This window comes from Kitasatospora sp. NPDC056531, assembly GCF_042794375.1.
Lineage (GTDB): Bacteria > Actinomycetota > Actinomycetes > Streptomycetales > Streptomycetaceae > Kitasatospora.
In genome coordinates this window covers 10,141-36,983 of the sequence record NZ_JBHTTU010000067.1, presented here as the reverse complement: position 1 = coordinate 36,983, position 26,843 = coordinate 10,141, and the positions used below count along the sequence as shown (strand labels likewise).

The 26,843-nt window shown below is 72.7% G+C and carries 18 protein-coding genes and 3 pseudogenes; 12 read left to right on the top strand and 9 right to left on the bottom strand.

Annotated elements, in window-relative coordinates; translation table 11 throughout:
* Positions 1-311: pseudogene (locus ACFQ87_RS34360) on the bottom strand (type III PLP-dependent enzyme); the annotation flags it as partial.
* A gap of 1,206 nt (positions 312-1,517) precedes the next feature.
* Between ACFQ87_RS34360 and ACFQ87_RS34355 the strand changes: the two are divergent.
* The 6 genes from ACFQ87_RS34355 to ACFQ87_RS34330 all read left to right on the top strand — a co-directional run bounded on the left by ACFQ87_RS34355 (position 1,518) and on the right by ACFQ87_RS34330 (position 6,824).
* Positions 1,518-2,531 carry an aKG-HExxH-type peptide beta-hydroxylase gene (locus ACFQ87_RS34355; protein ID WP_380614825.1) on the top strand — a complete coding sequence of 338 codons (1,014 nt, stop codon included), beginning with the start codon at positions 1,518-1,520 and terminating at the stop codon, positions 2,529-2,531.
* Positions 2,528-3,790, top strand: coding sequence for a YcaO-like family protein (locus ACFQ87_RS34350; RefSeq protein WP_380614824.1), 1,263 nt, complete (start codon positions 2,528-2,530; stop codon positions 3,788-3,790). Before ACFQ87_RS34355 ends, ACFQ87_RS34350 begins: the two co-directional genes overlap by 4 nt.
* A 26-nt stretch (positions 3,791-3,816) precedes the next feature.
* Complete coding sequence (locus ACFQ87_RS34345) at positions 3,817-4,596, top strand: class I SAM-dependent DNA methyltransferase (protein WP_380614823.1); 780 nt, start codon at positions 3,817-3,819, stop codon at positions 4,594-4,596.
* 24 nt (positions 4,597-4,620) lie between these two features.
* Entirely contained in the window at positions 4,621-5,028 is a 408-nt protein-coding gene (locus ACFQ87_RS34340) for a hypothetical protein (RefSeq protein ID WP_380614822.1), read from the top strand.
* Entirely contained in the window at positions 5,025-5,873 is an 849-nt protein-coding gene (locus ACFQ87_RS34335) for a hypothetical protein (RefSeq protein WP_380614821.1), read from the top strand. Before ACFQ87_RS34340 ends, ACFQ87_RS34335 begins: the two co-directional genes overlap by 4 nt.
* A 327-nt stretch (positions 5,874-6,200) precedes the next feature.
* On the top strand, positions 6,201-6,824 hold the full coding sequence (locus ACFQ87_RS34330) for an LURP-one-related/scramblase family protein (protein ID WP_380614820.1): 624 nt from the start codon (positions 6,201-6,203) through the stop codon (positions 6,822-6,824).
* 330 nt (positions 6,825-7,154) lie between these two features.
* Here ACFQ87_RS34330 and ACFQ87_RS34325 read toward each other — a convergent pair whose 3' ends face one another.
* On the bottom strand, positions 7,155-7,994 hold the full coding sequence (locus tag ACFQ87_RS34325; RefSeq protein ID WP_380614819.1) for a DUF4389 domain-containing protein: 840 nt from the start codon (positions 7,992-7,994) through the stop codon (positions 7,155-7,157).
* 182 nt (positions 7,995-8,176) lie between these two features.
* Positions 8,177-9,655, bottom strand: coding sequence for an aspartate ammonia-lyase (gene aspA, locus ACFQ87_RS34320; protein WP_380614818.1), 1,479 nt, complete (start codon positions 9,653-9,655; stop codon positions 8,177-8,179).
* A 182-nt stretch (positions 9,656-9,837) separates the two neighbouring features.
* Here aspA and ACFQ87_RS34315 point away from each other — a divergent pair, with 182 nt between their 5' ends.
* Complete coding sequence (locus tag ACFQ87_RS34315; protein ID WP_380614817.1) at positions 9,838-10,287, top strand: Lrp/AsnC family transcriptional regulator; 450 nt, start codon at positions 9,838-9,840, stop codon at positions 10,285-10,287.
* Between the two features lie 375 nt (positions 10,288-10,662).
* On the opposite strand, the gene ACFQ87_RS34310 is transcribed toward ACFQ87_RS34315, so the two are convergent.
* Positions 10,663-11,532: a hypothetical protein gene (locus ACFQ87_RS34310; protein WP_380614816.1), complete on the bottom strand. Its 870-nt coding sequence runs from the start codon at positions 11,530-11,532 to the stop codon at positions 10,663-10,665.
* Between the two features lie 314 nt (positions 11,533-11,846).
* Positions 11,847-13,829: a putative Ig domain-containing protein gene (locus ACFQ87_RS34305; RefSeq protein WP_380614815.1), complete on the bottom strand. Its 1,983-nt coding sequence runs from the start codon at positions 13,827-13,829 to the stop codon at positions 11,847-11,849.
* Between the two features lie 766 nt (positions 13,830-14,595).
* Here ACFQ87_RS34305 and ACFQ87_RS34300 point away from each other — a divergent pair.
* Entirely contained in the window at positions 14,596-15,318 is a 723-nt protein-coding gene (locus ACFQ87_RS34300; RefSeq protein ID WP_380614814.1) for a hypothetical protein, read from the top strand.
* A 14-nt stretch (positions 15,319-15,332) separates the two neighbouring features.
* Here ACFQ87_RS34300 and ACFQ87_RS34295 read toward each other — a convergent pair whose 3' ends face one another.
* The 3 genes and pseudogenes from ACFQ87_RS34295 to ACFQ87_RS34285 all read right to left on the bottom strand — a co-directional run.
* Positions 15,333-15,599 (bottom strand): hypothetical protein, encoded by a 267-nt coding sequence (locus tag ACFQ87_RS34295; RefSeq protein WP_380614813.1) that lies wholly within the window; start codon positions 15,597-15,599, stop codon positions 15,333-15,335.
* Positions 15,600-15,946: 347 nt separating this feature from the next.
* Positions 15,947-16,579, bottom strand: coding sequence for a DUF4360 domain-containing protein (locus ACFQ87_RS34290; RefSeq protein WP_380614812.1), 633 nt, complete (start codon positions 16,577-16,579; stop codon positions 15,947-15,949).
* A 240-nt stretch (positions 16,580-16,819) separates the two neighbouring features.
* A pseudogene (locus ACFQ87_RS34285) lies at positions 16,820-17,146 on the bottom strand (TetR family transcriptional regulator); the annotation flags it as partial.
* 143 nt (positions 17,147-17,289) lie between these two features.
* On the opposite strand from ACFQ87_RS34285, the gene ACFQ87_RS34280 reads away from it, so the two are divergent.
* Positions 17,290-18,237 carry an alpha/beta hydrolase family protein gene (locus tag ACFQ87_RS34280; RefSeq protein WP_380614811.1) on the top strand — a complete coding sequence of 316 codons (948 nt, stop codon included), beginning with the start codon at positions 17,290-17,292 and terminating at the stop codon, positions 18,235-18,237.
* 580 nt (positions 18,238-18,817) lie between these two features.
* On the opposite strand, the gene ACFQ87_RS34275 is transcribed toward ACFQ87_RS34280, so the two are convergent.
* Positions 18,818-19,162, bottom strand: coding sequence for a hypothetical protein (locus ACFQ87_RS34275; RefSeq protein WP_380614810.1), 345 nt, complete (start codon positions 19,160-19,162; stop codon positions 18,818-18,820).
* 621 nt (positions 19,163-19,783) lie between these two features.
* On the opposite strand from ACFQ87_RS34275, the gene ACFQ87_RS34270 reads away from it, so the two are divergent.
* The 3 genes and pseudogenes from ACFQ87_RS34270 to ACFQ87_RS34260 form a co-directional block, all read left to right on the top strand.
* Entirely contained in the window at positions 19,784-21,988 is a 2,205-nt protein-coding gene (locus ACFQ87_RS34270; protein WP_380614809.1) for a DUF6603 domain-containing protein, read from the top strand.
* Position 21,989: 1 nt separating this feature from the next.
* Positions 21,990-24,560 carry a hypothetical protein gene (locus ACFQ87_RS34265; protein WP_380614808.1) on the top strand — a complete coding sequence of 857 codons (2,571 nt, stop codon included), beginning with the start codon at positions 21,990-21,992 and terminating at the stop codon, positions 24,558-24,560.
* Positions 24,560-26,843: pseudogene (locus tag ACFQ87_RS34260) on the top strand (hypothetical protein); the annotation flags it as partial. The gene ACFQ87_RS34265 and the pseudogene ACFQ87_RS34260, both read left to right, overlap by 1 nt.

The window sequence follows — 26,843 nt, the reverse complement described above, 5'->3', positions numbered from 1 at the left end:
TCGGACTTGACGGTGTTGCCGTAGTGGATCAGTTCGGGGGCGACCCCGGTGCGCAGCGCCTGGGCGATCTCCTGCGGGGAGGCCGCGTCGAAGCCCGCGCCGAGCCGGGCGACGTGGTCGAGCACCCCGTCGACCGGGCAGGCCTTCATCGCGAACCGGACGGCGACACCGGGCAGTTCGGCACACAGGGCGGCGTACTGGCGGCCGATGCCGTCCAGGTCGTAGATGATGGCGTCCTCGGCGGCGGCGAGCGCGGCGCGCAGGGCGGTGTGGCCGTGCGGGTCGGGGAGGGGCGCGGTGGCTGCGTGCACGGTAGCCTGCGCGGTCGGGACACGGTGGCCGGTTCTGCCATGGTCGGCCGTCCGGCGTGGTTCGGCGCTCCGGCGCATGTCGGTGGCCTGAGGCCTCACGTGTGAACTCCCGGTCCGACTGGATGATTGATGCCAAGGGCTTGCTGGCACGCATGAGATGAAGCGAGGGAGTCCAAAAGTCGGTTGTGACGCCTGACCTGGACTCCCTCCCCCCCCCGCCGCACTCTACGTACTTCCGGCGCCTGCGCCCTGTACCCGCTGTGCACCCTGCACGGCCCACCCGCCGCCTTCGCACCGACCGGCGCGAGTCGGGCAGGAGGCCGATCCGGCGGTGCAGCCTCCGACTGCGAACCGTCTCGCCGGTCTCCTTCTGGACGCGCTTGCCGATCGAGGGCAGGAACCCCATGAAATTCCGGGCCTCCCTGTCCTCAGTCCGGGCGCTGACGGGACGTGATGCGCCCCTAGCGCTCGAACCCGGTAGTAAAAACCCCCGGTCCAACCAGGTATCGAACACGTAGTGCATGGACATGTTTGCCGACACCGGCGAGCCGGCGGACCCTTGAGGAGTCCCCCGATCCCGCTCCTGCAGGTGCCGTCGGGCAGTTGCAGCGGCGCCTTGAGCCACCGCCCGACATGCAGAACCACCCGAACGGCGTCGGTTTGAGCCTCGACCGCCTTGACGATCAGGTCCCGCCGGACGCTGTCGAAGAACGTCTGGCTGTCGAGATCGATCACCCGGCCCCTCTTCCGGCAGCGGTCCCGGCAGCGCTCCAGCGCGTCATGAGCCGACCGCCCCAGCCTCCTCACCGAGCGTCAGGCCAGATCCGGAGGCTCACGACGTTTACGCAGCGTGCACGGGACAGCCTTCGCCCGCGTCTCCGCCCCCCCGGCCCCCGAGTGGCACGGCCGAAGCGCTTCGTACACAGTTGGACCTAGCGGGTGAACAGCTCCGCGTCCCCCTGTGGAGTCACCCGACCGTAGTCACCAGGAGGAGTCATGGAAGACATCCGAGACACCACCGAAGTCGAGATCGAGGACCTGGAACCCGTCGAGGACGAGGACCTGCCCGAGTTCGCGCTCATGGTCGACGTCCCCAGCTGAGTCCGACCACCGGACCGGGCATCAGTAGTTCAGACCCAGGTGCGGGGCCCGGCTGCCGGCCGACCCCGCACCACCGCTTCGCCGAGTGACGAGAGGGGTGACGCCATGCAGGTCCGACCCGACGCGGAGTCCGCTCGAACCGACGAACGCCACGTGGCCCGGCTGGTCCGGTCCGGGTTGTCCCGCGTGCTCCCCCAGGTCGAGCTGCCCGCCGACGCCCTGCTCGCGTACCCCGGCTACCACGCCGCCGCCCACCGGGCACAGCGCCTCGCACGACAGGGCGCCCCGGCCACCGAGCGGCTGGACCGTTTGGCCGCCGATTTGCTCACCGTCGGCGACCGTGCCCGAGCCAGCGCGCAACGAGCCGGCCGGCGTACCGGTGCCGGGCGATGGCCGGTCGATCTCCCTCCAGCGGAGGAGCACCTGCTGGAAAGCCTGAACCGCGCCCGGGCCGGCATCCCCCAGCGCCCGGAGCGCGCCGCGGACCTCGCCGCACTCACGGTCACGCCCTGGAGCGCCCGCCACCACGAGGTCTTCGACGAGGCGGACCGCCTGCTCGCCCGCGTGTGGCCGGCCATGCGTACCGAACTCGCCTCCGTGGTGCGGCAGGTGGCGCTGCTGGACGGGTGGGGCATCGACGGGTTCACCGACTTCACCGTGCACGGGGTGGTCTTCGTCAACAGCGCACGGGTCGTCACCGACGCCCCGAAGGACCCCGACGTCCTGCCGCTGCCCGCACCGCTGCCCCTGGTCGAGGCCCTGGTCCACGAGGGGACGCACAACCGCTGCGACGCCGCCGCGGTGAACGCCCCCTTCTTCACGGACACACCGACGGAACTCCTGAAGACGCCGCTGCGTGCCGATCCGCGCCCGCTCACCGGGCTCTTCCAGCAGGTGGTGGTCCTGGCCAGGAGCGTGCTGCTGTACGAGCGGCTGCTGGCGGCGCCGAACGACCTGCGGGGCGGCGCCCGGGCCGCAGCCGAGGCCCGGTACGACCTGCTCACCGCCGAACTCGCCGACGGCTGCGCCACCCTGGGCGGCCAGCGCACCGTACTCACCGAACACGGCAGGGGACTGCTCGCGCAGGCCCGCGAGGTCCTGGAACACGCCGCACGATGACGCGGAACCGTTCCGACGACGAGCCCGGCCGCCCCTGGCCGGTGCAGCTCTTCACGCCCTTCCCCGCCGCCCCCGGGCTGGTCTTCGCGCGTACAGCCGCCCGGTCCCGGGCGTTCGCACCGAACGACGCGGCCCACGGCGCGCGCGTCCTGATCGGCTCGGCCGCCGGAACGGACCGCGCCGATGTCGCCGTACGCGCCCGCGGGGAGCTGGCGGAGCGCGTCGGCAACGTCCTGGCGGGCCGACGGGCGGAGGCCGGCGGGCACGGCAGTGTGACGGGTTCGTACGACACCCTGCGCCGAGCCGGCACCCCCGTCCTCGACCCCCTCTCGTGGCCCGAACTGCGCGACGCGGCAACCGCGTTACGAAGTGCAGAGCTGCTATGGGTGCCCGGCGAGTCGCTCACCGGCGGGCGGGAGACGATGGTCCCCGCGTGCGCCGTCCACCTCGCCCACCGTCCGCCGCCCGGCTGCGCCGCACCGCTGCGCCCGGGCTCCACCGGCCTGGCCGCCCACCGCACCCGCGCCGAAGCGGGCCGGCACGCCGCCCTCGAAGTGCTGGAACGCCACCTGCTGTGGCACGCCTGGTACGCCGACGGCCCCCGCACCGTCCCACCACCGGGAGCCGGGCCCGCCCTGTCACCGCAGCTGCAGGAGTCGCTGGAGGCGCTCGGGGTGACGGCCACCTTCGTGGCACTGCCCAGCCGTGACGGGGCCGTCTGCGTCCTGGCCTGCCTGCACGCCCCGGACGGGACCGGACAGACCTTCGGCGCCCGCGCCGCCTGCCCGACCGACGCGTCCGGCGAGACCGTCCCCCGGGCCGCGGCGGAATCGGCCTGCCACGAGGCCCTGATGGTGCGGTGGAGCCTCGGGACACCCGCCGCGCTCGACGCCTGGCAGCGCCTGCGGGCAGCCGACGGCGAGCCGCCGTACGGACCGCTGGAGCACGCCCTGCACACCTACCACCGCCAGGACAGCCTCGCCCACCTGCTCCGTGGCAGCACTCCGCTCACCCCGGGCCCGCGGGCCCGACGGCCTCACGGCGGCCAACCCGCCCACCTGGCAGGCATCCTGGCCGACCTCACCGAGGAGGACGTGGTCCTGGTCGACACCACCCCCGCCGCCGGCCGCGCCGCCCTGGGCGGCGCGGAAGCCGTCGTGCGCCTGGTCGCCCCGGGCGCCCGCCGCCTGCCCGCCGACGAGCGGGCGCAGCGGTCACCGAACCGGTTTCGCACCCTTCTCCCCCACCCGCTGGGCTGACCCCACAGCACTGAGGAGTTGCCGACATGTCCGTCGACGCCGCCACCGAGCCGCCACCGCGACCCGCTTCGGACCCGGCCGACTCGTACGCCACCCGCTTCGCCGCCCGGTACGACGACTGGTTCGGCCACGCGGCCCCCACCGAGGACACCGTCGCCCTGCTGGCCACCCTCGCCGGCCCGGGCCCGGTACTGGAGCTCGGCCCCGGCACCGGCCGGGTCGCGCTGCCGCTGGCCGCGCGCGGACTGGAGGTCCACGGCGTCGACGGATCGCCCGCGATGGCGGCCGTCCTGCGCTCCCGGCCGGGCGGCGAACGCATCAGGCTGACGATCGGCGACTTCACCGACGTCCCGGTCGACGACACCTACTCGCTGATCTACCTCGCGGGCGGAACCTTCTTCGAAATCCCCACCCAGGAGGCACAGTTGCGCTGCTTTGCGGCGGCTGCCCGCAGGCTCGCCCCCGACGGGGCGTTCGTCCTCGACGCCCTGCTGCCGGAGACCCTGTCCGCCTCGCAGGCGGCCGGCGGCCGGGTACTGCCCGCCGCCGACGGCTCGCTGGTCGTGCACCACCGGCAGGTGTCCCCGGCAGCCCAGCGCTACGACTCCCACTACCTGATCACCGCCGAGGGCCGGACGAACCACGTCCACGTCCGGTTCCGCTACGCCGGGTTCGGCGAGCTGGACCTGATGGCCCGACTGGCCGGGCTGCGGCTGCGGCAGCGCCACGGCAGCTGGGCCGGTGAGCCGTTCAGGGACGGCTGCGCCTACCACGTCTCGGTCTACGAGCCGACGGGCGCGTCCTAGGCCGGACGGAAGGAGCGGCCCACCGTGTTCCACGCCGTCGTCTCGATCGCCGCGCTGGTCCTGCTGGCCCTGTTCGTCGGCTGGGGCGTGCGCACCTCCCCGCACCGGCCGTTCTCGTGGGGCATGTACTCCGGCTCCACGAAGGGGTTCCTGTGGACCCCGGCCGAGCCCGGCGGCCGGCCACGACCGGTCCGCCACCAGGAGCTGGGGCTGGCACCGGACGGCCACCTGCTCCTCGTCCGGGAGTTGCACCGCGCCCTGGCCGCCACGGAGCCCCCACTGCGGTTCGACGGTCTGATCATCGGCTCGGAAGGCAACTGGCGGGTCCACTACGACGGGCAGGCGCAGGACGGCGGCCGACTGTACGCGGCGCGCCTCGCGTCCGGCACCGGGCATACCCGCCTCGTCGCGGCGCTGCGGGACCTGGAATGACCCTCCCGTACGGCCTACCGGCCTCGGCCGCCTTCGTCGCGGCCACCTGCTGCCTCGCGCTCGTCTGGCGGGCCGCACTGGTGCTGCTCGACGTCCGGGCCATCCGCCGCACCTACCCGCTCGCCGGCGCCTACCGCATCGGCCGCGGCTGGACGGGACCGGACCTCCTGACGGCCCAACGGCGCCGCGCCCTCGCCGGTTCGGTGGCGGCCGCGGCCCTGCTCCCGGCCGTCGTCCTGCCCTCGCCCCGGTGGACGGCGGTCCTCGCGCTGCTGGGCTGCTTCGCCGCCGGTGCGTGCATCCTGCGGGACCGGTCCCCCCGGTACACCGAAGTGTGCCTGCTCGTAGTGCTTGCCGCGCTGGCCATCCGTCACGCCGGCGTCCTCGCCTCCGGCCGGCCGCCCACCGCGCTCGTCGGCGCCTTCGCCTCGTTCTTCGCCGCCCAGATGTACCTCGTCGCGGGCATCCGCAAGCTGCGCTCACCCCACTTCATGAGCGGCGGCGTCCTCCTGGACAACATCGCCTACAACGCTTGGCAGGCCTCGGCCGGCAGCCGGGACTTCCTGCCCGTACCGAGCCTGCCCCGCCTGGCCGTCCTCCTCGACGCCCCCGTGTTCCGAACCACCTGCCACGCCGCCGCCGTCGCGACCGCCACCGTCGAAATCACACTCGGCCTCGGAGCCGCCGGCCTGCTCCCCGCCGCCGTGACGCTCCTGCTCGCCGTCCCCACGCACCTGGCGTTCACCGCGATCAGCCCCCGTCGCATCGTCCCCTTCTCCGCGGCAGCCCTCGGCCTGCTGCTCCTGGCCCTCCCCCACCCCCTCCTGGCCGCCTGGCGCTGGTGAACACGGACGGCGCAACGACGAGGACTGCCAGGGGCTCCGGCCCCGGCCGTCAGGTACGGATGCGGCGTCCACTCACCGCCCGGCCGGGGACGGCCCTCATCCCCGCGCGGGCACGCACGCCCTCGCGACGCCCGCCCGGAGGCAGCACGCCCCGGGCCGGGCACCGCCCGGCGGTGCACCTTGGCTGACCTGCAACAACTCCGTCAAGCAACAGCCTTCTGCACGCTCTGTGCAGATTGTGCAACAGAGCCCAGAGGGGGCTGTCCGCCACCCGGATCACGTCCCTAGGATCGCCTCCGCAACGCACTTCACACGGGACGAGAGAACATGAGCAACGAGTTCGGCGGCCTGCTCGGCATCGCACAGCAGCTGTTCAGCGACACGCCGCAGCAGGGCCACGGCGAACACCACGACAACTTCCTGATGGACCTGGGGCAGAAGCTGATGGACGGCCACCAGCCCGTGCAGGAGGGCGTCGTCTACGACATCGACGAGAAGTTCTTCTCCCCGACCCACGACTTCTGGATCAAGCGCAACGGTGAGCGCGTGTTCCAGGTCGACGAGAAGATGTTCAGCTTCAGCGGTGCGATCGCCATGCAGGACCCTGAGGGCAACGAGCTGTACCGGATCTCCGAGAAGATCATGACGCTCCGGGACATCCGCTACATCAAGCGCGGCGAGCAGACCATCGCCACCGTGAAGAAGGCGCTCTTCTCGCCACTGGTCTACAAGTTCACCGTGACGTTCGAGAACGGCGCGGAGATCCACGTCACCGGCAACATCACCGACCACCAGTACGCCATCACCTACGGCGAGCAGGAGGTCGCGCACATCTCCCGCGAGTGGTCGCTGCTGAGCGAGCACTACTCGGTCAAGATCATCCCCGGCCAGGACGACGCGCTGCTCCTCACCATCGCCGCCTGCGCCGAGGCCATGGTCCTCGACGACTGATCCACCCCGCGCCACCGCACGACGCCGACGCCCCTCATCCACCGTTGCCACCGGCACCGGCACCGGACGAGGGGCGTCCTCGGTATTCGGAGGGGCTTTCCAGCGGCCTACAGGGCGAACGTTGCTCCGGGCGCCGGGGCGGGATCCGTAGCGGCGGCCGGGCAGGCCTGCCCGGCAGCCGGGGCCAGTACAGCGGGCGCCGAGGTTTCTCCCCGGTGCGCAGCGGCGGGGACGGCGACGCGTCCTGCTTCACCGCGCTGGCCCCCGGCGCGGTGCCGGCGTTCGCCGAAGCCCTTGGGACCGACCCGCCATCGCCCTGGCATCCGGCGATCACCATGCAGTGGGACGGCTTCCGGGCGCGCGGTCGGCGGGGCCCGGCACGAGGGGTGCGATGACGTGCTGGGTCGGGTTGGTGCCGTCGTCGTTGTCGTCGCCCGAGTTCACCGAGGCGGTGATCGAGCTCGTCGCCCAGGAGACCAGGCCGAGGAGGATGAAGACGACGAGCAGGCCGCGCCCGGCGCCGCTCAGGACGAGCGGGCGGGTGGCCGACACCGGGCCGTCCGGCTCGCTGCCCGGCTCCTCGCCGAACAGGCGCTTGGGGTAGGCGGAGGAGAGCATCACCAGGTAGGCGGTGTAGCGCATCCGGTAGCGCAGGATCGCGGTCGTCGCCTCGTACAGCGGCTGCGGCATCCGGCCGAGGACCAGCACCACGAGCCAGCTGATGAACGACACCATCCACCACCCCGCGTTCACCAGGCCCTGCACGATCGAGGCCGGGATGACGAGGATGATGCGGAACAGGACGGCGAGCCGGTTCAGCTCACCCGGGCGCAGCCCGATCTGCACCGGGTAGTCGGGAGCGCTGAACCGGAACGGCGGGTAGCGGTCCACGGTGAGCATCAGGTACGCGGCGACGCGGGTGTCGTACGGGAGGAACGCGGTGAGGTAGTCCGCCGCGAAGCCGGGCAGCCGACCGAGCACCAGCGCGCCGAACCACCCGACGACGGTGACGAGGAACGCCACCACCGACAACACCCACACCACCACGAACTGGGGGATCAGCAGCAGGGCGCGCAGCAGCACCGTCCAGCGGTTCTGCGGGCCGGACGCCGGCATGTCCAGCACCGGCAGCCACTCACGGCTGACGGGGGCGGGGGGTGCCTGCCACATCCGGGCCTCCACGGTCTCGGGACGACGGGACCCGGCCGTCGGGCGCGGCCGGGTCCCTCCGAAGATCGCAGCACCCCGCCCGCCCCGCGCGCCACGCTGCGCCGGACGGGTCACACGGCCGGTGTTCCACGGCCCGGCCACCCCCGGCCTCCGGGCCCCTGCCGGTCGGAGGCCTCCGAATGTCAGCGGGCGGCGGCGCGGGCGTGCGGGCGGGCGAGGTTGTCGGGGTGGAGGATCTCGCCGAGCTGAGTCTCGGTGAGCAGGCCTCGGCGCAGTACCAGGTCGTGAACGGAGACGCCGGTGGTCAGTGCCTCCTGGGCGATGGCGGTGGCGTTCTCGTAGCCGATGTGCGGGTTGAGGGCGGTGACCAGGCCGATCGAGTGCCCGACCAGGTGGGCGAGGTGGTCGCGGTTGGCGGTGATGCCGGCCACGCAGCGCTCGGCGAGGATCCGGCAGCCGGCCCGCAGGTGGGTGACGCTCTTCAGCAGGCTGTGCGCGATGACCGGCTCGAAGGCGTTGAGCTGGAGCTGGCCGGCCTCGGCGGCGAAGGTGACGGTCAGGTCGTTGCCGATCACCTCGAACGCGATCTGGTTGACCACCTCGGGGATCACCGGGTTGACCTTCCCCGGCATGATGCTCGAACCCGCCTGCACTGCGGGGAGGTTGATCTCACCGAGGCCGGTACGCGGGCCGGAGGAGAGCAGCCGCAGGTCGTTGCAGGTCTTGGACAGCTTCACGGCGATCCGCTTGAGCACGCCGGACAGCTGGACGAACGCGCCGGCGTCCTGGGTCGCCTCGACCAGGTCTCCGGCGACGACCACGGGGATGCCGGTGATGGCGCCGAGGTGGGCACAGGCGGTGGCCGCGTAGGCGGGGTGGGCGTTGAGACCGGTGCCGATGGCGGTGCCGCCGAGGTTGATCTCACGGATCAGCTCGCAGGCCTCGGCCAGTCGGCCGCGGTCCTCCTCCAGCATGACCGCGAAGGCGGCGAACTCCTGGCCGAGCGTCATGGGTACGGCGTCCTGGAGCTGGGTGCGGCCCATCTTGAGGACGTCCGCGAACTCCTCCGCCTTGGCGGCGAAGGCATCGCGCAACTCAGCCATGGTGTCGAGCAGTTCGCGGGCGGCGAAGTGCAAGGCGATCTTGACGGCGGTCGGGTAGACGTCGTTGGTGCTCTGGCCGGAGTTGACGTCCTCCAGCGGGTGCAGGAACCGGTACTCGCCCTTGGCGTGGCCGAGGATCTCCAGCGCCCGGTTGGCCACGACCTCGTTGGCGTTCATGTTGGTCGAGGTGCCCGCGCCCCCCTGGATCACGTCGACGGTGAACTGGTCGTGGAACCGCCCGCCGCGGATCTCCTCGCAGGCCTGTGCGATCGCCTCGGCCTTGCGACCCTCCAGCAGGCCCAGGTCCCGGTTGGCCAGCGTGGCGGCCTGCTTGACGCAGGCCAGCGCGGTCACCAGTGACGGGTAGACGGAGACGGGAGTGCCGGTGACGGGGAAGTTCTCCACCGCCCGCAGCGTGTGGATCCCGTAGTAGGCGGAGGCCGGAACGTTCCGCTCGCCGAGCAGGTCGTGTTCGGTACGAACATCGGTCCCGGTATCGGCATCGACGCCGATGCCGGTGCCGGCGGGCGCGGTGGGGCTGCTGAGGGCAGGGGACATGGGGGTTCCGTTCCTGGGGTCGGAGGTTCGGTGGCCACGGCGGCTGTCGGGTGCGGACCGCCGTGCGGGGCGCCGGCCGCGGGCCGCACGGCCGCCGCGAACGCAAGATTAGGCCGAATCGCCCGCAATCGGTTTGCCGATTCAGGCCCGATCCCGTCCTTTCCGTGGTGGATAATCGCGCCATGGACCAGATCGACAGAGCAATCTTGCGCGAGCTTCAGATCGACGGCCGGCTGACCATCCAGGAACTCGCCCAGCGGGTCGGCCTCACGTCGTCCCCGTGCATGCGACGTGTGCGCCAGCTCGAACAGGACGGGGTGATCGAGGGCTACCGCGCGATCGTCAACCCGGACGCGGTCGGCCGCGGCTTCGAGGTGCTCGTCTCGGTGGAACGCGACACCCGCTCGGTCGCGGCCTTCGAGGCCGAGCTGTTGGAGATCCCGGACGTCATCGAGGCCTACCGGCTGATGGGCAGCCCCGGCTGCCTGCTGCGCGTCGCGGTCGCCGACCTCGCGGCCTACGAGAAGCTCTGGACCGACCGGCTCACCACGCTCACCGGGGCCACCGCCGTCAACTCGCAGATCATCATGAAGCCGATCAAGCAGCCGCGCGGCCTGCCGGTCGACCGTTGAGCCACGCCCTCGGGTCAGCGGAAGGGTTCAGGGCGCCGCCGATTCGGACCTCGCGGACGCGAAGGGACCGGCGGGCCCGCCGGTCCCGGTCACGCAGTCCTTCTCTCGTCATGGCCCTTCCTGCTCCCGGGACAGTGCGCCGACCACCCACGGCGCCGGCGCACCGACGACGCTGTCACCGGGACCCGGGCCGGGCGAGCGCTGCTGGCCGATTGAGCCGATTGAAGCGAGACGGCCCGCGCCAGAACGTGTCCGACAATTCGCGGCGGATCAGCGCTCGGCGTCGGGGTGCGCGCATCGCCGGATCCCCCCGGAAGGATCGCGACCGGGCGCGGCCGTCGAACGACGGTGCATTCGACGGCCTTCGGCTGCGCCTCAGGTCAGAGCCTTGGCCTGCCAGTACACGAACTGCTGGAGCGGGTCGCCGTCGAGCGACCACGGCCAGGCGGTGACAGTGTCACCGATCATGCGGAAGGTGTCACCGGCCTCGCGCACCCGGCCTGCCTGGACCAGGGCGTAGGCGAGCAGGTTGAGGTCGGCCAGGGCCGCCGCGTGGCGCAGGCGGCCCTGGCGGGGCCAGGTGGCCAGCGCGGTGTCCAGCGCGCCGGCGGCCCGGATCTGCGTCCACTGGCGGCGGGCCATCAGCGCCTCGACGCCGCCCTTCGCCGTCGTGCGGGTGTGCTCGTCGACCAGAGCGGTCAGCTCGATGCCCACGACCGGCGCGGCCGGCGGCACCGAGGCGCGGAGCGTCTCCACGAAGTCCAGCTGGCTGCTGCGCGAGCCGCACTCCTCCGGCGACAGGTAGCGCAGCATCTGCAGGTAGGCCTCGCGGTTCCAGGGGTCGCGCGCGGTCACCTCGGCCCAGACGGCGAACAGCTCGCGCGACTCGGCCCGCATCAGGCGCAGGATCCCGAGCAGTACCACCCAGGGCGCCGGATCGGCGGGAAGGGCGTCGGCGGCGCGGTAGCAGCACTCGGCGGCCGCCCGGGCGTCCGCCATGCCCCCGCCCTGGCGGCCGCGGACCAGTTCCACCCACGCGTCGAAGACCAGCGGATCCGCGCTGCGCGGGCGGCGCAGACGCCAGGATCGGGCGAACGTCGACGGCGCGGCGGCCTCGGCGAGAACGGCGAAGCGGTGCCCGCGGCGGTCCCAGTCGGTGCCGGCCTCCTGAAGCAGCCGCTCGACCTGGTCGACCTGGATGTCATCCGGCCCCAGCCGCCCGATGGAATTCAATTGTCGCCGCACGCGGCCGAGTTGGACGTCATCGAGTTCCGTCCGCACTCGCGGACCGGAAGCGCGGAGCCTTCGGAATATCGACACGCGCCGCAGCGTAAGACCCCGGGGGGAAATTCGGAAAGCCCCGAGAGCAAATTGTTATTCAACGGCAGGCGAGCCGGCACAGTGATTTTTATGAGAAAAATGATTGCGCATCAGTAGCATTCATTCACGGTGCAGGGATTCCTGTCCTGTGAGGACAGAATCCCGGAGAACCGCGGACGGACGGGACGTGCCGGTGGGGCCGCGCATCGCGTGGCCCCACCGGCTGACGTGGTGGTGTGTCAGGAGACCGTCACGTCGTCGTAGTAGGTGTAGGTCGGGTCACCCGGGTAGTTGTCGTCGTGGTTGCTCAGGGTGATGGTGTAGCTGTGCCCCGGGGTGACGGTGGCCGTCTTGTTGGCCCAGGCCGACGTCGCTGCGCAGGTCTTGGCGAGGACCGTGGTGGTCCTGCCGGTGGTGTTGTCCTTCAGCGTGGCGGTGGCCCAGTCGTAGGTGACGGTGTCCGGGCAGGTGTTGCTGTACCAGAAGGACAGCTTGCTGGAGCCGGCCGGTGCGGTGAAGGTCTGGGCGATCGAGGAGTCCGCGCCCGGGCTGGTCGAGCCGACCTGGGCGCCGTAGCTGCCGCTGTGGGCGGCCGCAGTGTTCGCCGCCGTGGAACCGGCGCTGGTCCAGCTGGTCAGACTGCCGGTCTCGAAGCCGCCGTTGACGATCGCGCTACCACCGCCGGACCCGGCGACGCTCCAGGAGAAACCGGCGCTGCCGGAGGCGTTGGTGGTGTCCTTCGCGGTGACCGTCACGTTGTAGGTCCCGGCCGTGGACGGCGTGCCGGTGATCAGGCCGGTCGAGGAGTTGATCGACAGGCCGGCGGGCAGACCGCTGGCGCTGTAGGTCAGGGTCTGGCCGGTGGCGGAGTCGGAGGCGCCGATCTGCAGCGAGACGGCGGTGCCGATGGTGCCGCTCTGGTTGCCGGGGTTGGTGACGGTGACGGTGTTGCCGGTGCTGCCGCCGCCGCTCTTGAAGGCCGTCAGGCCGTTGGGGGTACCGAGGCCGGTCGGGCCGTCGTAGCCGGGGCCGGCCGTGCACAGGTAGCTCGGCGAGCAGGTGCCGTTGGCGCCGCTGGTCACGTCGTTCAGCGAACCGGCGTGCTGGTACGGGTACTTGGCCGGGACGTCGCCGGCACCCGGGGTGCCGGCGTCGGCGTAGACGGCGGCGATGATCGGGGAGGACGCGCTGGTGCCACCGTAGACGGCCCAGCCGCTGCCGCCGTAGGTCTGGTAGACCGCGACGCCGGTGGCCGGGTCGGCGACCGCCGACACGTCCGCGATGGTGCGGTTGGCGCAGCCGCTGTCGGTCTGCCAGCTCGGCTTCGAGTCGTAGGCGGAGCAGCCGGAGCCGGCGCCGTTGCCGCCCGAGCTGGAGCCCCAGACGGACTCGCTCCAGCCGCGGGCGCTGGAGTCGCGGGTGAGCGAGGTGCCGCCCACGGCGGTGACGTACTGGGAGGCGGCCGGGTACTGGGCGCCGTACCCGGAGTCGCCCGAGGAGACGGTGATCGCCACACCGGGGTGGTTGAAGTACTGGCTGTCCGAGGCGGTGTCGGTCGAGTCCTCGGCGCCGCCGTAGCTGTTGGAGACGAACTTGGCGCCCTGGGCGACGGCCTGGTTCACCGAGGTACCGAGGTCGGCCATGGTCGCCGAGTTGGCCTCGACCAGCAGGATGTGGGCGTTCGGGGCGACGGCGGAGACCATGTCGAGGTCGAGGGAGATCTCGCCCGCCCAGCCGGTGTCGGCGGTCGGGTAGCTGGTGCCGCCGTTCTGGTCGATCTTCTTGAAGCAGCCGTTGGCGGTGGTGCACGCGGGCAGCCCGTACTGCGTGCGGTAGGTCGCCAGGTCGGACTCGGCGTTGGGGTCGTCGTTGGCGTCGACGATGGCGACGGTCTGAGCGGCGCCGCCGTTGGCCGACAGACCGTAGGCGCTCTGCAGGTCGCCCGGGCCGAAGCCGGACGGCGTCGCGTTCGGCGAGACCGCGCTGAGCGAGAACACGTGCGGCTGGACGACGTCGGTGCGCACCAGGGCGTCGCAGGCCATCTGGTGACGCTCGGTCGGCTTGGCGCACACGTGCTTGACGCCGGAGCCGGAGCTGCTGGTCACGGCGTCGGCCGGCGCCGCGACGGCGAGGCCGGCGGCCACCACGGCACCGACCGCGAGCGTCGCGGTGGTGGCACGGAGTCCGCCGTGCCGCAGGGTGGAGCGGAGGAAGGTGTGCAACGGAGCCCTCCCATGTGGGGGTCGGGCCCTGGGCATGCGCGCGACGCCGTGGGGGCGGCTCGTCGGGGGCAGACCCGGGGTTGAGGGGGAGATCGCGCACGTGCAGACGGCTGCCCTGACGTTCGGCGCAGGTCGTGGAGGGTCAGCCCGTAGGGTGACGGAAGGCCCGCCGAACCGGGGGTGTTCTGGGCATGCCAAGGGGGTGGCGCTGAGCCTTCACAGCGTCAGCGCCAGAAAGGTAGCCAAGCGCACACCGGCGAACAAGGCCGGTGTCCATGCCATGACCGAGGCTTGACCAGGCGGAATGTCGCCACTGGCGCGCTCGCGCCGCCTCCCCGACTGGGCGGCGGTTCACCTCGTACACGGAACGGCCGAGGTCCGAGGCGGAGTTGCTCCGACGACCGGGTCCGGCACGGGACCGACGACCAGGAGACGCGGTCGGGGACGGACGCACGGCGGCGGGCCGGCATGCGATCGCACGTCAGACGCTCATGCCCCCTGCTGCAGCGGTCTGCTGGGTCTGCGCCTCCAGGTGACGGAGGCTGTCCACCGGCCTTCACTCACCCTTGGGTGAAGGCCGAGGCGCGCGGCGGATCGACGACCCGCCACCGGGAGCGTTGCAGTCCGGTGACATGGAAGGCTCAATTCCGTCGACCGTTCGCACTAACTTCGATTGTGCACGCCGCACCCGATTACCTGCCGGACCCCGTTCCAGACGGAACAGTCAACGGGCGCGCCCTCACCCGTACTTGCTCAGGAGACCCGCATGTCCCTCTCGACGACCCGCCGCGCGACCACTGTCCGAACGCTGGCCGGCACCGTCCTGACAGCCGCTCTGCTGGTATCCGCCGCGACGGCCTGCGACTCCACACCCGACGCGCCCGGTACCGCCGCACCAGCCGCCACGCCCACGGCCACCACCACGTCGGCGGCCACCACCGCGCCCGCCGCCACGCCCGACGCGCACGCCAGCACCGCTCCGACCGCCACGCCCACCGCGCGCCACACCACCACACCCGCCGCCACGCCCAGCGCGCATCAGGCCACCACGCCCGCCGCCCCGGGCAAGCCGGCGTCCGCGGCCCGCAGCCAGCCCCTGCCGGACGGCAGCACGGCCGAGATCCAGGACCTCGGCAACCTGCACTACGTCGCCAAGATCGTGAACCGCGGGCAGGTCCTCGCCACGCTGGAGACGAACGGAACCGACGCCGGACTCGACGCCAACGACATGTTCGTCGTGCTCTCGATGGACGGAACCGTCCACTCCTGGATGGGCGGCGGACATCAGGGACCGGGCACCTTCAAACTCCCCGGCGGCTGGACGGCCAAGGTCACCAAGACCGGCGAGCTCCACCACCAGGCGCAGATCCTCGGCAACGAGAACGAGGTGGACGGCACGCTGGAGGCGAACCAGCACGACGCCGGAGCCGTCGCCAACGGCGTCTACATCGTGCTCACCGCCGGCGGCGAGATCAGCGCACACGAGTGAACCACCCGGGCGGCTCACACCGCCCGGAGCGCCGCCTCGCAGGCGCGGCAGCGCCGGTCCGCGAGCAGGGGCGGGTACCAGGGGTCGCCGGGACGCATGGGCCGGTAGTGGGAGTGCTCCATCACGTCGGTGTCCAGCCCGCACAGCGTGCGCGGCAACGGGTCCTCGGGTGCGTCCGGGTCGGCGCCCGCGGCGTGCACCGCGAGCACCACCGGCTCCACGCCGTCGGGGCCGAGGGCCTCGTCCTGCTGCAGCTCGAACAGAACGATGATCGATGCCATGAGTCGAGGATCTGACGGTCCGGCCCGGTCCACACGCCGGGTGGGCCTTCCGTGGGCCGAAGGTGCGGCATCCCCCGCATCGGCCGCCGGGGCTCGGACGCTGACCACCGGGGTGAGCACCAGGATCGCGTTCAGCTCGGGGTGGTGCCCGTGGTGCAGGGTGACCGGCCGGCGGTAGCGTTCCGCTGTCGACCTCGGAATCCCATCCCGGCGGCCCCCCCTCAAGAGACCAGGATCACTGGAGGAGAATCCGCCAGCGCACTCTTCTCCAGTGAGCACGGCGCAGTGCTACCACCGGTCACGAAGCCGTTGGCCTGGACGCACCCACCGATCGCAGCGTCAGGAGGTCACTGGCACTTCTTCCAGGCCAGGTGGTACACGGTTTTGATGCTGCCGTCCGTCGAATCCATCGCCATGAAGCTGGTGGCGCTCGGGCTCGAGGTGCCGCGCTCGACCTGCAGTTCAGTGTTGATGTCGAGCTTGCGCTCCTCCCCGCAGGGGGCGAAGACCAGGGCGGCGACCTTCACGGTGTCGGTCGTCTGCCAGTTGCCGGTGAACCCGCCCTTGAAGCGATGGGTCGAGTTGGTGGTGCGGGGGCTGCCCTGGAAGTGGTAGCTGGCCCGCTGGATCCCGGACGCACCCGGCGCCAGTGACGCGAAGCCGCTGTAGCCGGCGGACACGATCGCGTAGGTGTAGCCACCGGGGGCGTGCACGAGCAGGTCGAGCTGACAGTTCTTCCGATCGTCGCCCGGCGCCGACCCGGGCCCTACCTGGGCGAGGTAGTTACTGTAGGTGACGGTGAAGGCGGTGCTGTCAGGGGACACGGCCACGGCGGCCGTCCCCGCCGGGCAGCCGGAACCGTTGACCGCCACGCTGTCGATGACGATCCGCTCCGGCGGCGGGGGCGGGCTGCCGCCGAAGGCCGACGAGCCGAACAATGATGCGGCGACACCAGTCGCGGCCAGCGCTCGGAACACCATGGGCTTCCCTTCGATCGTCCACGGATCCAGGGCGGGCGTCGCTTCCCGGGCCCGCCCCCGGATTTCACGTGGGCATCGCACCACACGCCGCGCAGCCATGTACAGAATGTGACGCTCCGGTCACTCAAACGGCCTTCAGGGGAAACCAGGCAGGCACCTTCGCCAGCTGGCGCGAGCAACGTCGACGGCTGCCGACCGGCCTGGACCCGCAGACCGGCGAACCCGGGGATCGCACTGCGGGTCAATCCGCCGACGCAGTGCGGTGAACGGGGAGTCGGCGCCGGCCAGCAGCCTCGGGCCCGCCTCCGCGCGCTCCTCGATCTGCTGGCGGTAGACGGCCGTGATGAGATCGGCCCGGGTCGGGAGGTGCCGGTAGATCGTTCCCGCCCCGACACCCGCCTTGGCCGCGGCCCGGCGGATCGGCGCGTCGACGCCGGAAGCCACGAACACCTCGGCAGCGGCCGCGAGCAGCGCCTGCTGATTGCGCAGCGCGTCGGCCCGCTTGCTCCGGGCCGATGCCTTCCCCGTGGGGCTCTCGCTGGACACAGCTCTCCCTCCGATGCTCATTGACAAAGCGGAACCGCGTTCCGGATAGTAAGTGGAACAGCGTTCCGCTTCAGGTTGGCCGAGGCGGGACGCAGCCGACCATTGCCTGCCGCCCCCGGCCCGGGCCGGCCGCGGCACTCACCGTAGAAGGAGAACCGCTCATCATGAGCGCATCCACCCGCACCGCTCCTGTCCCCGTCCTGTCGTACAGCCCGGTGGTTCTGCCCGTGCCCGGACGTCCCGTAGACCTCCAGGTACGCGTCTCCGCGCCCGAGTACGGGACCGGCCTTCCCGTCATCCTGCTCTCCCACGGCCACGGCCCCTCGAACAACCTCTCCTCGCTGAACGGCTACGCGCCGCTCGCCAACTCCTGGGCGGCACAAGGATTCGTCGTCCTCCAGCCCACCCACCTCACCTCCCGAACACTGAGCCACCTGGTCGCCGACGCCCCCGGCGCACCGGACTTCTGGCGCTCCCGCGCCGAGGACATGAGCCACATCCTCGACCGGCTCGACGTGATCGAGCGCACCGTGCCGCGGCTCGCGGGACGGATCGACCACACCAAGGTCGCCCTCGCCGGACACTCGCTCGGCGGCTTCACCGCCGCCCTCCTGCTAGGCGCCGGACTCAACGACCCCGACACCGGGAACGTGGTGCACCTGGTCGAGCCGCGGATCAAGGCGGGCGTACTGCTCGCCGCGCCCGGCAGGGGTGGCGACGTCCTCAACGGGCCCATGGCCGAGCAGTGGCCGATCATCGGAGCCGTCGACTTCTCCGCCATGACCGCTCCCGCTCTGGTCGTCGCAGGTGACAAGGACGACTCCCGGCACTTCACCGACATGGGGCCGGACTGGCACGCCGACCCCTACACCCTTGCCCCCGGCCCCAAGTCCCTGCTCACCCTGTTCGAGGCGGAGCACGGACTCGGCGGGATCGCCGGATACGACGCCGCCGAGACCACGGATGAGAACCCCGAACGGGTCGCCGCCGTCGGGCGACTCACCGCCGCATACCTCCGCAGTCGGCTCCACCCCGGCGACACGGCCTGGCAGACCGCATGTGAGGCGCTGGCAACCGACCCCGATCCGGTCGGACGAGTCGAAGCCAAGTAGCCACCCAGGCGCACGGCATCGGAGGGCGACGCCGAACGGCGGTCGATCGCTTCGGCAAGCATGACCGTCCCAGCGAAACGGATATCGCAGGCGCGATGGAGCGGTGTTGGCACTTGTATGTCTCCGGGCCGTCCCGGCCCCGGGAGCCGAGCCGGTGAGGCGCAGGCGGCCGGGTCCCGGGGAACGAGGGGGAGCGTTCCGCGGGACCCGGCCGGTGGAAGGCCAGCCGCGCCGTGGGCACGGCGCGGCTGCGCTGGCCGGCGGCCCGGTGGTGTTGTGGTGGGCCGCCGTGCCGGGAATGCTAGACCCGTGCGGCAACGGTGACCAGGGCTTCGGCCTGCAATCTTTCGGCCGCGGACATGCCATCTGCGGCGGGGTGGGCACCGGGCCGGTGCCCACCCCGCCGCTGGTCAACGGCTCGGGGTGGGGCGGGCCCTCGGGAACAACGGCGGCGATCCGTACGGTCGGCGGCCGCGACGGCCGGGGGACGGCAGCAGCCGCGCGCCGATGTGCTCCGGCCCCGGCCTCTCCTGAGGGTGCGATGCACGGACGGAAATCCGTCCCGGGCATGTCAGAGGCTTCAGTGGTACCAGGCCGTGTCGTTGCTCTGGCTGCCGTTGGAGATCGCCATGGCAACCGCGTGGACGACGCTGTCGTGGTAGAACTGGCCCGTGTTACCGCTCCCACCAGGCCCGAAGGAGATGGTCTGGGAGGTCACTCCTCCTGTTTGGTCGTTCCGATCGAAGATGGTCAGCCAACAGGTGGTGGTGTACGAGTCCAGGTGGCCGTAGGCCCAGTTGGGCGCGAGGTTCAGATGGCCGATGCAGCCGGGAACCGAGATGCTGACCGACCCGGTCGTGCCTGCATGGGCGGTCCCCGACAGGCCGACAACGCTGATGCCGGCCAGCGAGGCGGCAGCGATCATTGCTCCGATACGACGACGCATGGTTCCTCCGTGATTCGTTGGCCTCGGGCACTGAAACGGTGGACAACAGCGACCTCTGGCATGGGCGCCCCCGTCGTTGTCCACACAGCAGGTTGCCCGTGCACCGGCACGTTGAGGAACGACGTTAGCCAGACGTTTCCCTGACTCTTCGACTGATGCGCGGCCTATGCCGAGCTGCCAGGCGTGCGGGCACACGACGCCCCACAGCTCCACTTCGGGCGGCAGCTTCAGCACGCCTGGGCGCTTCATCTGGACGACGAGGACGGCGGCGTATCTGCGGGCATTGTCTGGGTGCTCAGCGGGACGGTGTTGCTCGACGGCCCCGGCCCCACCGTCGGTGCGGGCCTCGCCCTGGCAGCCGTCGGCGCCGTCGCCCTCGCGATGCCCCACACCGTCACCGCCGGCGACCCGTCCGTCTGGACAGGTTCCGAGCGCGAGGCTCCGGCGGCGGCCTGTGTTCCGGGTGCGCCGGGCTCACCCGGATGGTCGAATGGGGGTGTCAGCAGTCCTCGCGTGCGGCCCGGCTCTCCGGGGCCGCGTCGCCCCGCTCTTGCCACCTGGCCCGCCGTTCGGGCGGGGCCCGGCCGAATCCAGGTCGTCATGGCCGATCAGCTGGTCCACGATCTCGACAAGGCGCTTGCCGCCGCCGGCGTCCGGCTCCCGTTCGACCTGGTGGATCAGGTGGACAAGGTCGCCGCCGGTTCCGCGCAGGCCCGGAGCGATCTGGACGGGCAGCTGTCGACGATCCGGCAGGCGGCGTTCGACCTGCTGCTCAAGGCCGTGCCGGACGTGCCCGTGCTGCGCGCGGCGTTGCAGTCCCTTCAGGACGACGTCCCTTCGCCGAGCGGGGCGGCGCGGACGGCGGCGTTCGGCCCGGGACTGATCGGCGTGACCGTCGCCGCCGCCGTCGTCAAGGTCCCCGGTCAGCAGGACCCGTACGTCATCTCGCTGGTGCCCGCCCTCACCGGAAGCCTGAGCCTGGGCGCGCCGGAGCTGTCCGGTGGCGGAGCGTTGGCGGTGTCCGCGGAGCGCCTGGCGGGTGCGCTCGGAGTGGGCCTGGGGCCGCTGGAGGTGCTCGGAGCGGCGCTCCTGCGGGCGCCGCGGAACGGGGCGGCCTCGCTGTTGGTGCTTCTGTCGGCCCGGTTCGTCCCGGCCGTCCAGCTGGGGCTCGGCTTCGGCCTGAACGCGGTCGGCGGGATCGTCGGCGCCGACCGCCGGGTGGACACCGATCGGTTACGCCAACGGCTCGCCGACGGGGGTGCGACGGCCGCGCTGTTCCCCGAGGACCCCGTGCGCGACGCCGACGCGCTCTTCGACGCGCTGGAGGAGTTCTTCCCGGTCAGCCCGGGCACCCAGGTGCTCGGGCCGACGTTCACACTCAGCTGGCTCGATCTGGGCGGCGCCGGGTCGCTCGTCACGGCCGACGCAGCCCTGCTGCTCCAACTCCCGGACGCGAAGGTCGTGCTGGCCGGTCGGGCCGCGATCGACCTGCCCCCGGTGCTGGCCGTCCACCTGGACGTGCTCGGCGAACTGGATGTCGCCAAGCAGCTGGTGGCGGTCGACGCGGTGCTGGTGGACTCCCGTGCGCTGACCGTGTTCCAGGTCACCGGCTCGGGGGCGGCCCGGGTCTGCTGGGGTAGCCCGCCGTACGTCGTGGTGGCGGTGGGCGGGTTCCACCCGGGCTTCGACCCGGCGCCGGCCGTCGTGCCACCACAGCAACGGCTGGGCCTGGCCCTGGACGTACCGTCGATTCCGTTCGTGTCGCTCCGGGCCGACGGCTACCTCGCGATCACCGCGAACAGCTTCCAGGTGGGCGGCGGCTTCGAGGTCGGCGTCGACCTCACGGTGATCTCCGCCCACGGCTCGATCGCGGTGGACGCGATCGTCACCTTCGACCCGTTCCATCTGCACGTCGACTTCCAGGCCGGCTGGGAGGTGCGGGTCGCCTTCTTCTCCGGCGGCGTCTCCGCCTCCGGGTCGCTGGACGGGCCGGGGCCGTGGACTCTGCACGTCTCGGTGTCCAAGGAGTTGCTGTTCCACGACATCAGCTGGTCCGACACCTTCCGGATCGGCCCGGACGGACCGTCACCCGATCCCCCCGTCGAGGACGTGGCCACGCTGCTCGCGGCGGAGTTCCAGCGACCGTCGAACCTGCACGCCGACGGCGCCGGCGACCCGAGCGCCGCCCTCGCCCCACCGGCCGGCCGGCTGCCCGACGGCACGCTGGTGGTCTCCCCGCTCGGCCAACTGCGCTGGACCCAGGGCCTGGTGCCGCTGCGCCTGCCGATCGCGCGGATCGGCGGCCGGCGCCTGGCCGGGCAGCGGATCGTCGACGTCTCCGCGCAGTCCACCGGCGTCACCCAGGGCGGCCCGGCCGACGACTGGTTCGCCCCCGGCACCTACCTCGACCTGACCGCCGCCGAGGCCTGCCAACTGCCGCCGTTCCAGCGGCAGCGGGCCGGGTACGACCTCGACTTCCAGGACGACCGGGGAGCCGCGGAGTCCAAGACGCTCGACTTCAAAGCATTCTGGCGCCGCCCGGCACAGGGGCTGACAGCGGCTCAGAACCTCAACTCGGTGCACCCCCACAGCTCCGGCTTCGACCGGCTGGTCGCCGCGCCCGCCGCGGCCCCGACGGTGACCGACCGCTCGCCGCTGGTCTCGGTCGGCCAGGAGGCGTGGAGCACCGTCACCGACGGCGTCCGCGTAGCCGTCCCCAGTGCCGCACACGCCTTCCTCCTCGCCCGCCAGGGCCGCGTCGCGCTGGCCGCCGAGGACCGGCCGGTGAACGCGGAAGGCCTGTGACATGACCACACCGGCGTCCTACACGTTCCAGGCCTGGCAGCGCCGGGGCGGTGCGACCCTCGCGGCCACCGGAGTCGACGGCCGGGCCAGAGGCGAGATCACGCTCACCGCCACCGCCTCGACCGGCGATCCGGCCACCGGGACCGTCCGGTTCGCGCTGTTCGGCCCGGCGGACGTCCAGGGCCTGCTGCCCGGCGCGGTCACCGCCTCCTACCCGCGGCCGGGCGAGGCGCAGGCCGAGGTCACCTACTGCCCGTACGTCGAGTTCGCCGAACCGGACCTGCCGTGGCGCTACAGCCCCGACGGGGCCGGGCCGGACGGACAGATGCGGCCCTGGCTGGCCCTGCTGGCGGTGACCACGGACGAGTTCGTCCCGCTCGGCGACGGCACCGTCGAACTCGGCGTGCCGCTCCAACAGGCCCACCCACTGGGCCAGTCTGCCTGGAGCGCCCACATCCAGCAGGCCCCGGGGTCGGACCGGCAGGTCGGCCGGGTGCTCTGCCTGCGCCGCCTCGAACAGCACGGCACGGACGTGTTCTGTCTGAGCCCGGACACCACCTACCACGCCCTGCTGGTGCCGACGTTCGCCCCCGACGGCACCGCGCGGTGGAACGGCACGGCGAGCGTACGGCTACCCGTCCTCCACCACTGGGTGTTCCGGACGGTCGACAGCGTGACCGATTTCCAGGCCCTGGCCGAGCAGTTGCACGCCGCCCCCGGTCACCGCCGGTTCGGCCGGGTCCCCGTGCGGATCGGCCCCGGACTCGCCGGCGGCACAACCACCACCGTCCAGGTCCGCGGCGCCCTCACCGGCATCGACGACCCCGACGGGCCCCGCCCCGACCAGGCCGCCGACCAGCTGGCCACGCTGCTGCGTTTCGACCCCGACCACACCTGTGCCGGCAGCACCGACCCGAACTGCCGGGGCAAGGACCCCGCCGGCCGGCCCTACCTGCTCCCGCCCGTGTACGGCGAGGCCTGGCGGGCCCGGCCACTGGACGGCGCGGCGCCCGGTGGCTGGGTACGGGAGATCAACGAGGACCCCCGCCACCGCGCCGTGGCCGGTCTCGGCCTGAGCGCCGCCGTCGCCCTCCAGGACGAACTCACCACCGCCGCCGCCGAGCGGGCCGGCGCCACCGCCGCCGCCGACCATCGCGTGTCCGCCCTGGTGGCCGGCCTCGCCGCGGCCCGTTCGCTCTGGCAGTTCCGCGGCCCGGCGAGCCCGGCCGACCAGCTCCGGACACTCGGCCTGTCGCTGGGCCGCATCGCCGCGACCGGGGACGACCCGGCACGCCAGGACCCGTTGCTGCACCTGGTCGCCGGCGGCGACCGGACCCTCCCCCGCGCACTGTTCACCAGCGCCGCCCGGCGCGTCCTGCGCCCGGGCACGGCCCGCTACCGCCACACCGCTCCGGGCGCGCTCGACGACGCCGCGCTCTTCGCCGCGGCCGGCACCGAGCGCCCCGCCGTCCACCGCCCCGCTGAAGCCGGGGGCGACCCGCGCCTCACCACCGGCGTAGCCCACGCCGACCTGCTCGCCGAGGCGTTGGGAAGCGTCGGCGGCGACCCGGTGCGCACCAGCGACGACCTGATGGCCGTACTCGCCCGCGCCGACCGCCGCCCCGGGGTGACCGACGCGACCGGACGGCTCGGCAAGGGCGAGCGCCCCCGACCGCGGCCCGTCGACCAGACGGCGCTCGCCGCCGTGCTCGTCCGGGCCTTCGACCCCACCACCGACCCGATGGCCGTCCCCCGGGTGCTGAGCGCCATCGATCCGCCCGACCCGCAGCCGCTCGCCCCGCGCGAGCCCTGCCTGCCGCTGGACGTCGCGCTCTGGAGCTGGCTGCGCTACACCGGCCGGGAGTGGCTGCTGCCCGGCGCCGACACCCTCAAGGACGGCGACGTGGTCGGGCTGGCCGCCAACCCCGTCTTCGTCGATGCCTTCCTGACCGGCGCCAACACCCGGGCCCTCGGCGAGCTGCGCTGGCACAACCTGCGCCTGCCGACCGGCTGCACCCCGCTGCGCCGGTTCTGGGACCGCTACGCCCCCTCCGGGACCGACCCGACCGCGCTGCTCCCGGACACCGACATCACCGGGATCGACGCCTGGACCGGCCCGCCGGGCAGCACAGACCCGGCCACCGATCCGCGCCGCCTGCCGCTGGGCGACGACAGCCACGGCCCGGGAGGAACCGCCCGCCGACGGCTGGTCATCGCCTTCCGCACCGAGCTGTTCCGCCGCTACCCCGGCACCCTGGTCTACCTGGCCGCGCAGCACGACGACTGGCGGAAGGCGGACATCGAACCAGGCCTGCGTACGGAACCGGCGTTCGCCGCCCGGATCACACCGAGCCTCGTGCTGTTCGCCTTCGACGTCGACCCGCCGTCCCTCGCCACCACGTACTTCGTAGTCGTCGAACAGGCGCCGTCCGGCTTCCGCTTCCGCGGCGAGAACATGGCCCACGGCAGCGACGGAACCGTCACCGGGCCGTCCCAGTCGATCGCCGCCCGCAGTCTGGAAGCGCCCGTCCGGGTCCTGCTCAACGGTCACGACCTGGCAGGCGGTGCGTGATGCGGGCCCCGAGCGCGATCCTGCTGCCCGCCCGGCTGGAGACCCGGTTCTACGACCCCGGCGAACGGATCCCCACCCACCCCGACGACCCGGCGACCACCCGTCGGCTCCAGGTGTTGGTCATCCCCGACGTGTGCTGGTACGACCAACACGCGCCGAACCCCACCCCGGACGAACTGGCGCTGCTCCGGCTCGCCGTCCAGGCCGCGGGCGGCCCGCTGCTGGGCACTCCCGGCACGCCCGCCTCCCCCGCTGCGGCAGCGGCCTTCGACCGGCTCGCCGGCCAGCTCGGTCCCGGCCGGGCCAACTGGCTCGCCCGGACCTTCCCACCCGTCCCCGGCGCAAGCGGCCCCGAACTCCCCAACGGCATCACGACCAGGCCCGGGCCACGCGGCACCAGGCTCTTCGGGCTGCCCGAGCTCATCACGCTGTACGCCGACACCGGGTCGCCCCAGCCGGTCAAACTCGCCGACAGCACCGTCGGAACGCTCGCACTCGACCCGCGGCCCGACGGCACCTGGCTGACCTGGGAGACCCTCGAAGCGGCCGGACTCACCTTCACCGTCGACCTCGACGCCCACGGCATCGACCCCGCATCGATCCACTGCCTGTACGTCACCGGACTCGGCGCCACCCCGGCCGCCGACCTCTTCGAACGCCACCTCGCCACCGGCCGGTTGGGCCTGGCCGCCACCGGTACCCCGGTGCACACCGTGGCCGCCGCCCCGGCCGCCGACCTCGGCGCCGACCCCCGGGTCTGGCGCGCGCTCGCCGAACACCCCCGCAGCAGCGAGGACGCCGGCCTCTCCCTCGCCCTCACCGGCGACCCGAACCGCCTCGGCCGGCTACCCGGCACCGACGCCCCGGGCACCTGGCCGCACGACGACCTGCTGACCCTGCTGTTCCCCGCCCTGTTCGGCCACGCCCTGCATCACGTCTGGGAGATCTCCGGCCCGGACGGACACGCGGCGGCCCACCTCGGCCGATGGGCCGAACGGTGGCTTCGGCCGCAAGGCCCCTGGCCGCCGGTACGGATCGACACCCAGCCGTACGGCCTCTGGCCGGTCACCACCCTGACGGGGTGGCAGAGCGACCCGGAGGCCGTCCCCGTCGAGGCCGCCCTCGCGGCGCACCTGCCGCCCGTCCGCCAGACCGTCGCCGACGCCGCCGCCTCCCCCGCCGGCCCGCCCGGCACCCCCACCCCGTCGCCGACGGTCGTCGGGGCCACCACCGCACAGCTGTGGGACCTGCTGGCCCGCACGCCCCTGTCCGCCGGGTACGAGCTGCGCCTCGTCTTCCTGCTCGCCACCCTCCGACCGGCGCTCTCCCCGGCCGAGTTCGACCAGGCCGTCCGATGGTGGAAGCAGTCCGCGGATCGGGGAATCGTCCCCCTGCTCCGCGCCCTCCCCAAGGCGATGCCGGTCGAGACCGGGGACAGCATCCGGTTGGACCTCGGGCTGGTCCTGCCCGCGCCGACCGGCTCGCCACGGGCCGAGCCCCGGATGACCATCGGCACGGCCCAGGCCCTGCTCGCCAAGGAGCCCGCCCAGTGGCTGGCCGCGCTGCACCGCTACCTGGCCGGGGTGTTCACCCCCGGCGCACCGGCAGCCGGCGGACTGTCCCAGCTCCTCACTCCCGAGCCGCCGATCGGCTGGTGGCCGTCCTCGCTGCTGTTCCGGCTGCTGGTCGTCACCGGTCTCGAGGCCACCACCGGCCGGACCACTCCCGAACCCGTCACCCGACCCGGCGACGAGGCCCTCGGCCCGCGCGCCATCGCCACCCTCGGCACACCACCCGTACCCGCCGGCCCGGGGCAGGAGGCCTACGACCGGTTCGCCGAAGCCCTCGACCGCCTGCGCCAGTGGTCGGAGGACCTCTCCGGCCGTGACCTCGCCGAACAGCGCACCGAGATCGCCGCCTTGGAACGCGCCCTCACCGCCATGCTCGACACCGCCGGTCACCGGATCGACCCCTGGATCACCGGCCTCGCCCAGCACCGCCTCGCCGACACTCCCCCCGGCGCGCCCCGCCCGCTCGGCCTCTACGGCTGGGTCGACCGGCCGTACACCGGCAAGCCCGGGCCTCACCCCGACGTCGGCTTCCTGCTCGCGCCCTCCGACCTCCAGGCCCGCACCGCCGTCCTGCTGCGGGACCAGGCGCTGCGCCACCCGGGCCCCGCCTGGCAGCTCGCGATCGACTCCGCCAAGGTCCGCGGCGCCGCCCGGCTCGCCGAGGAGATCCGCATCGGGGCGCACCCCGGCGAGGCGGTCGGACGGCTGGTGG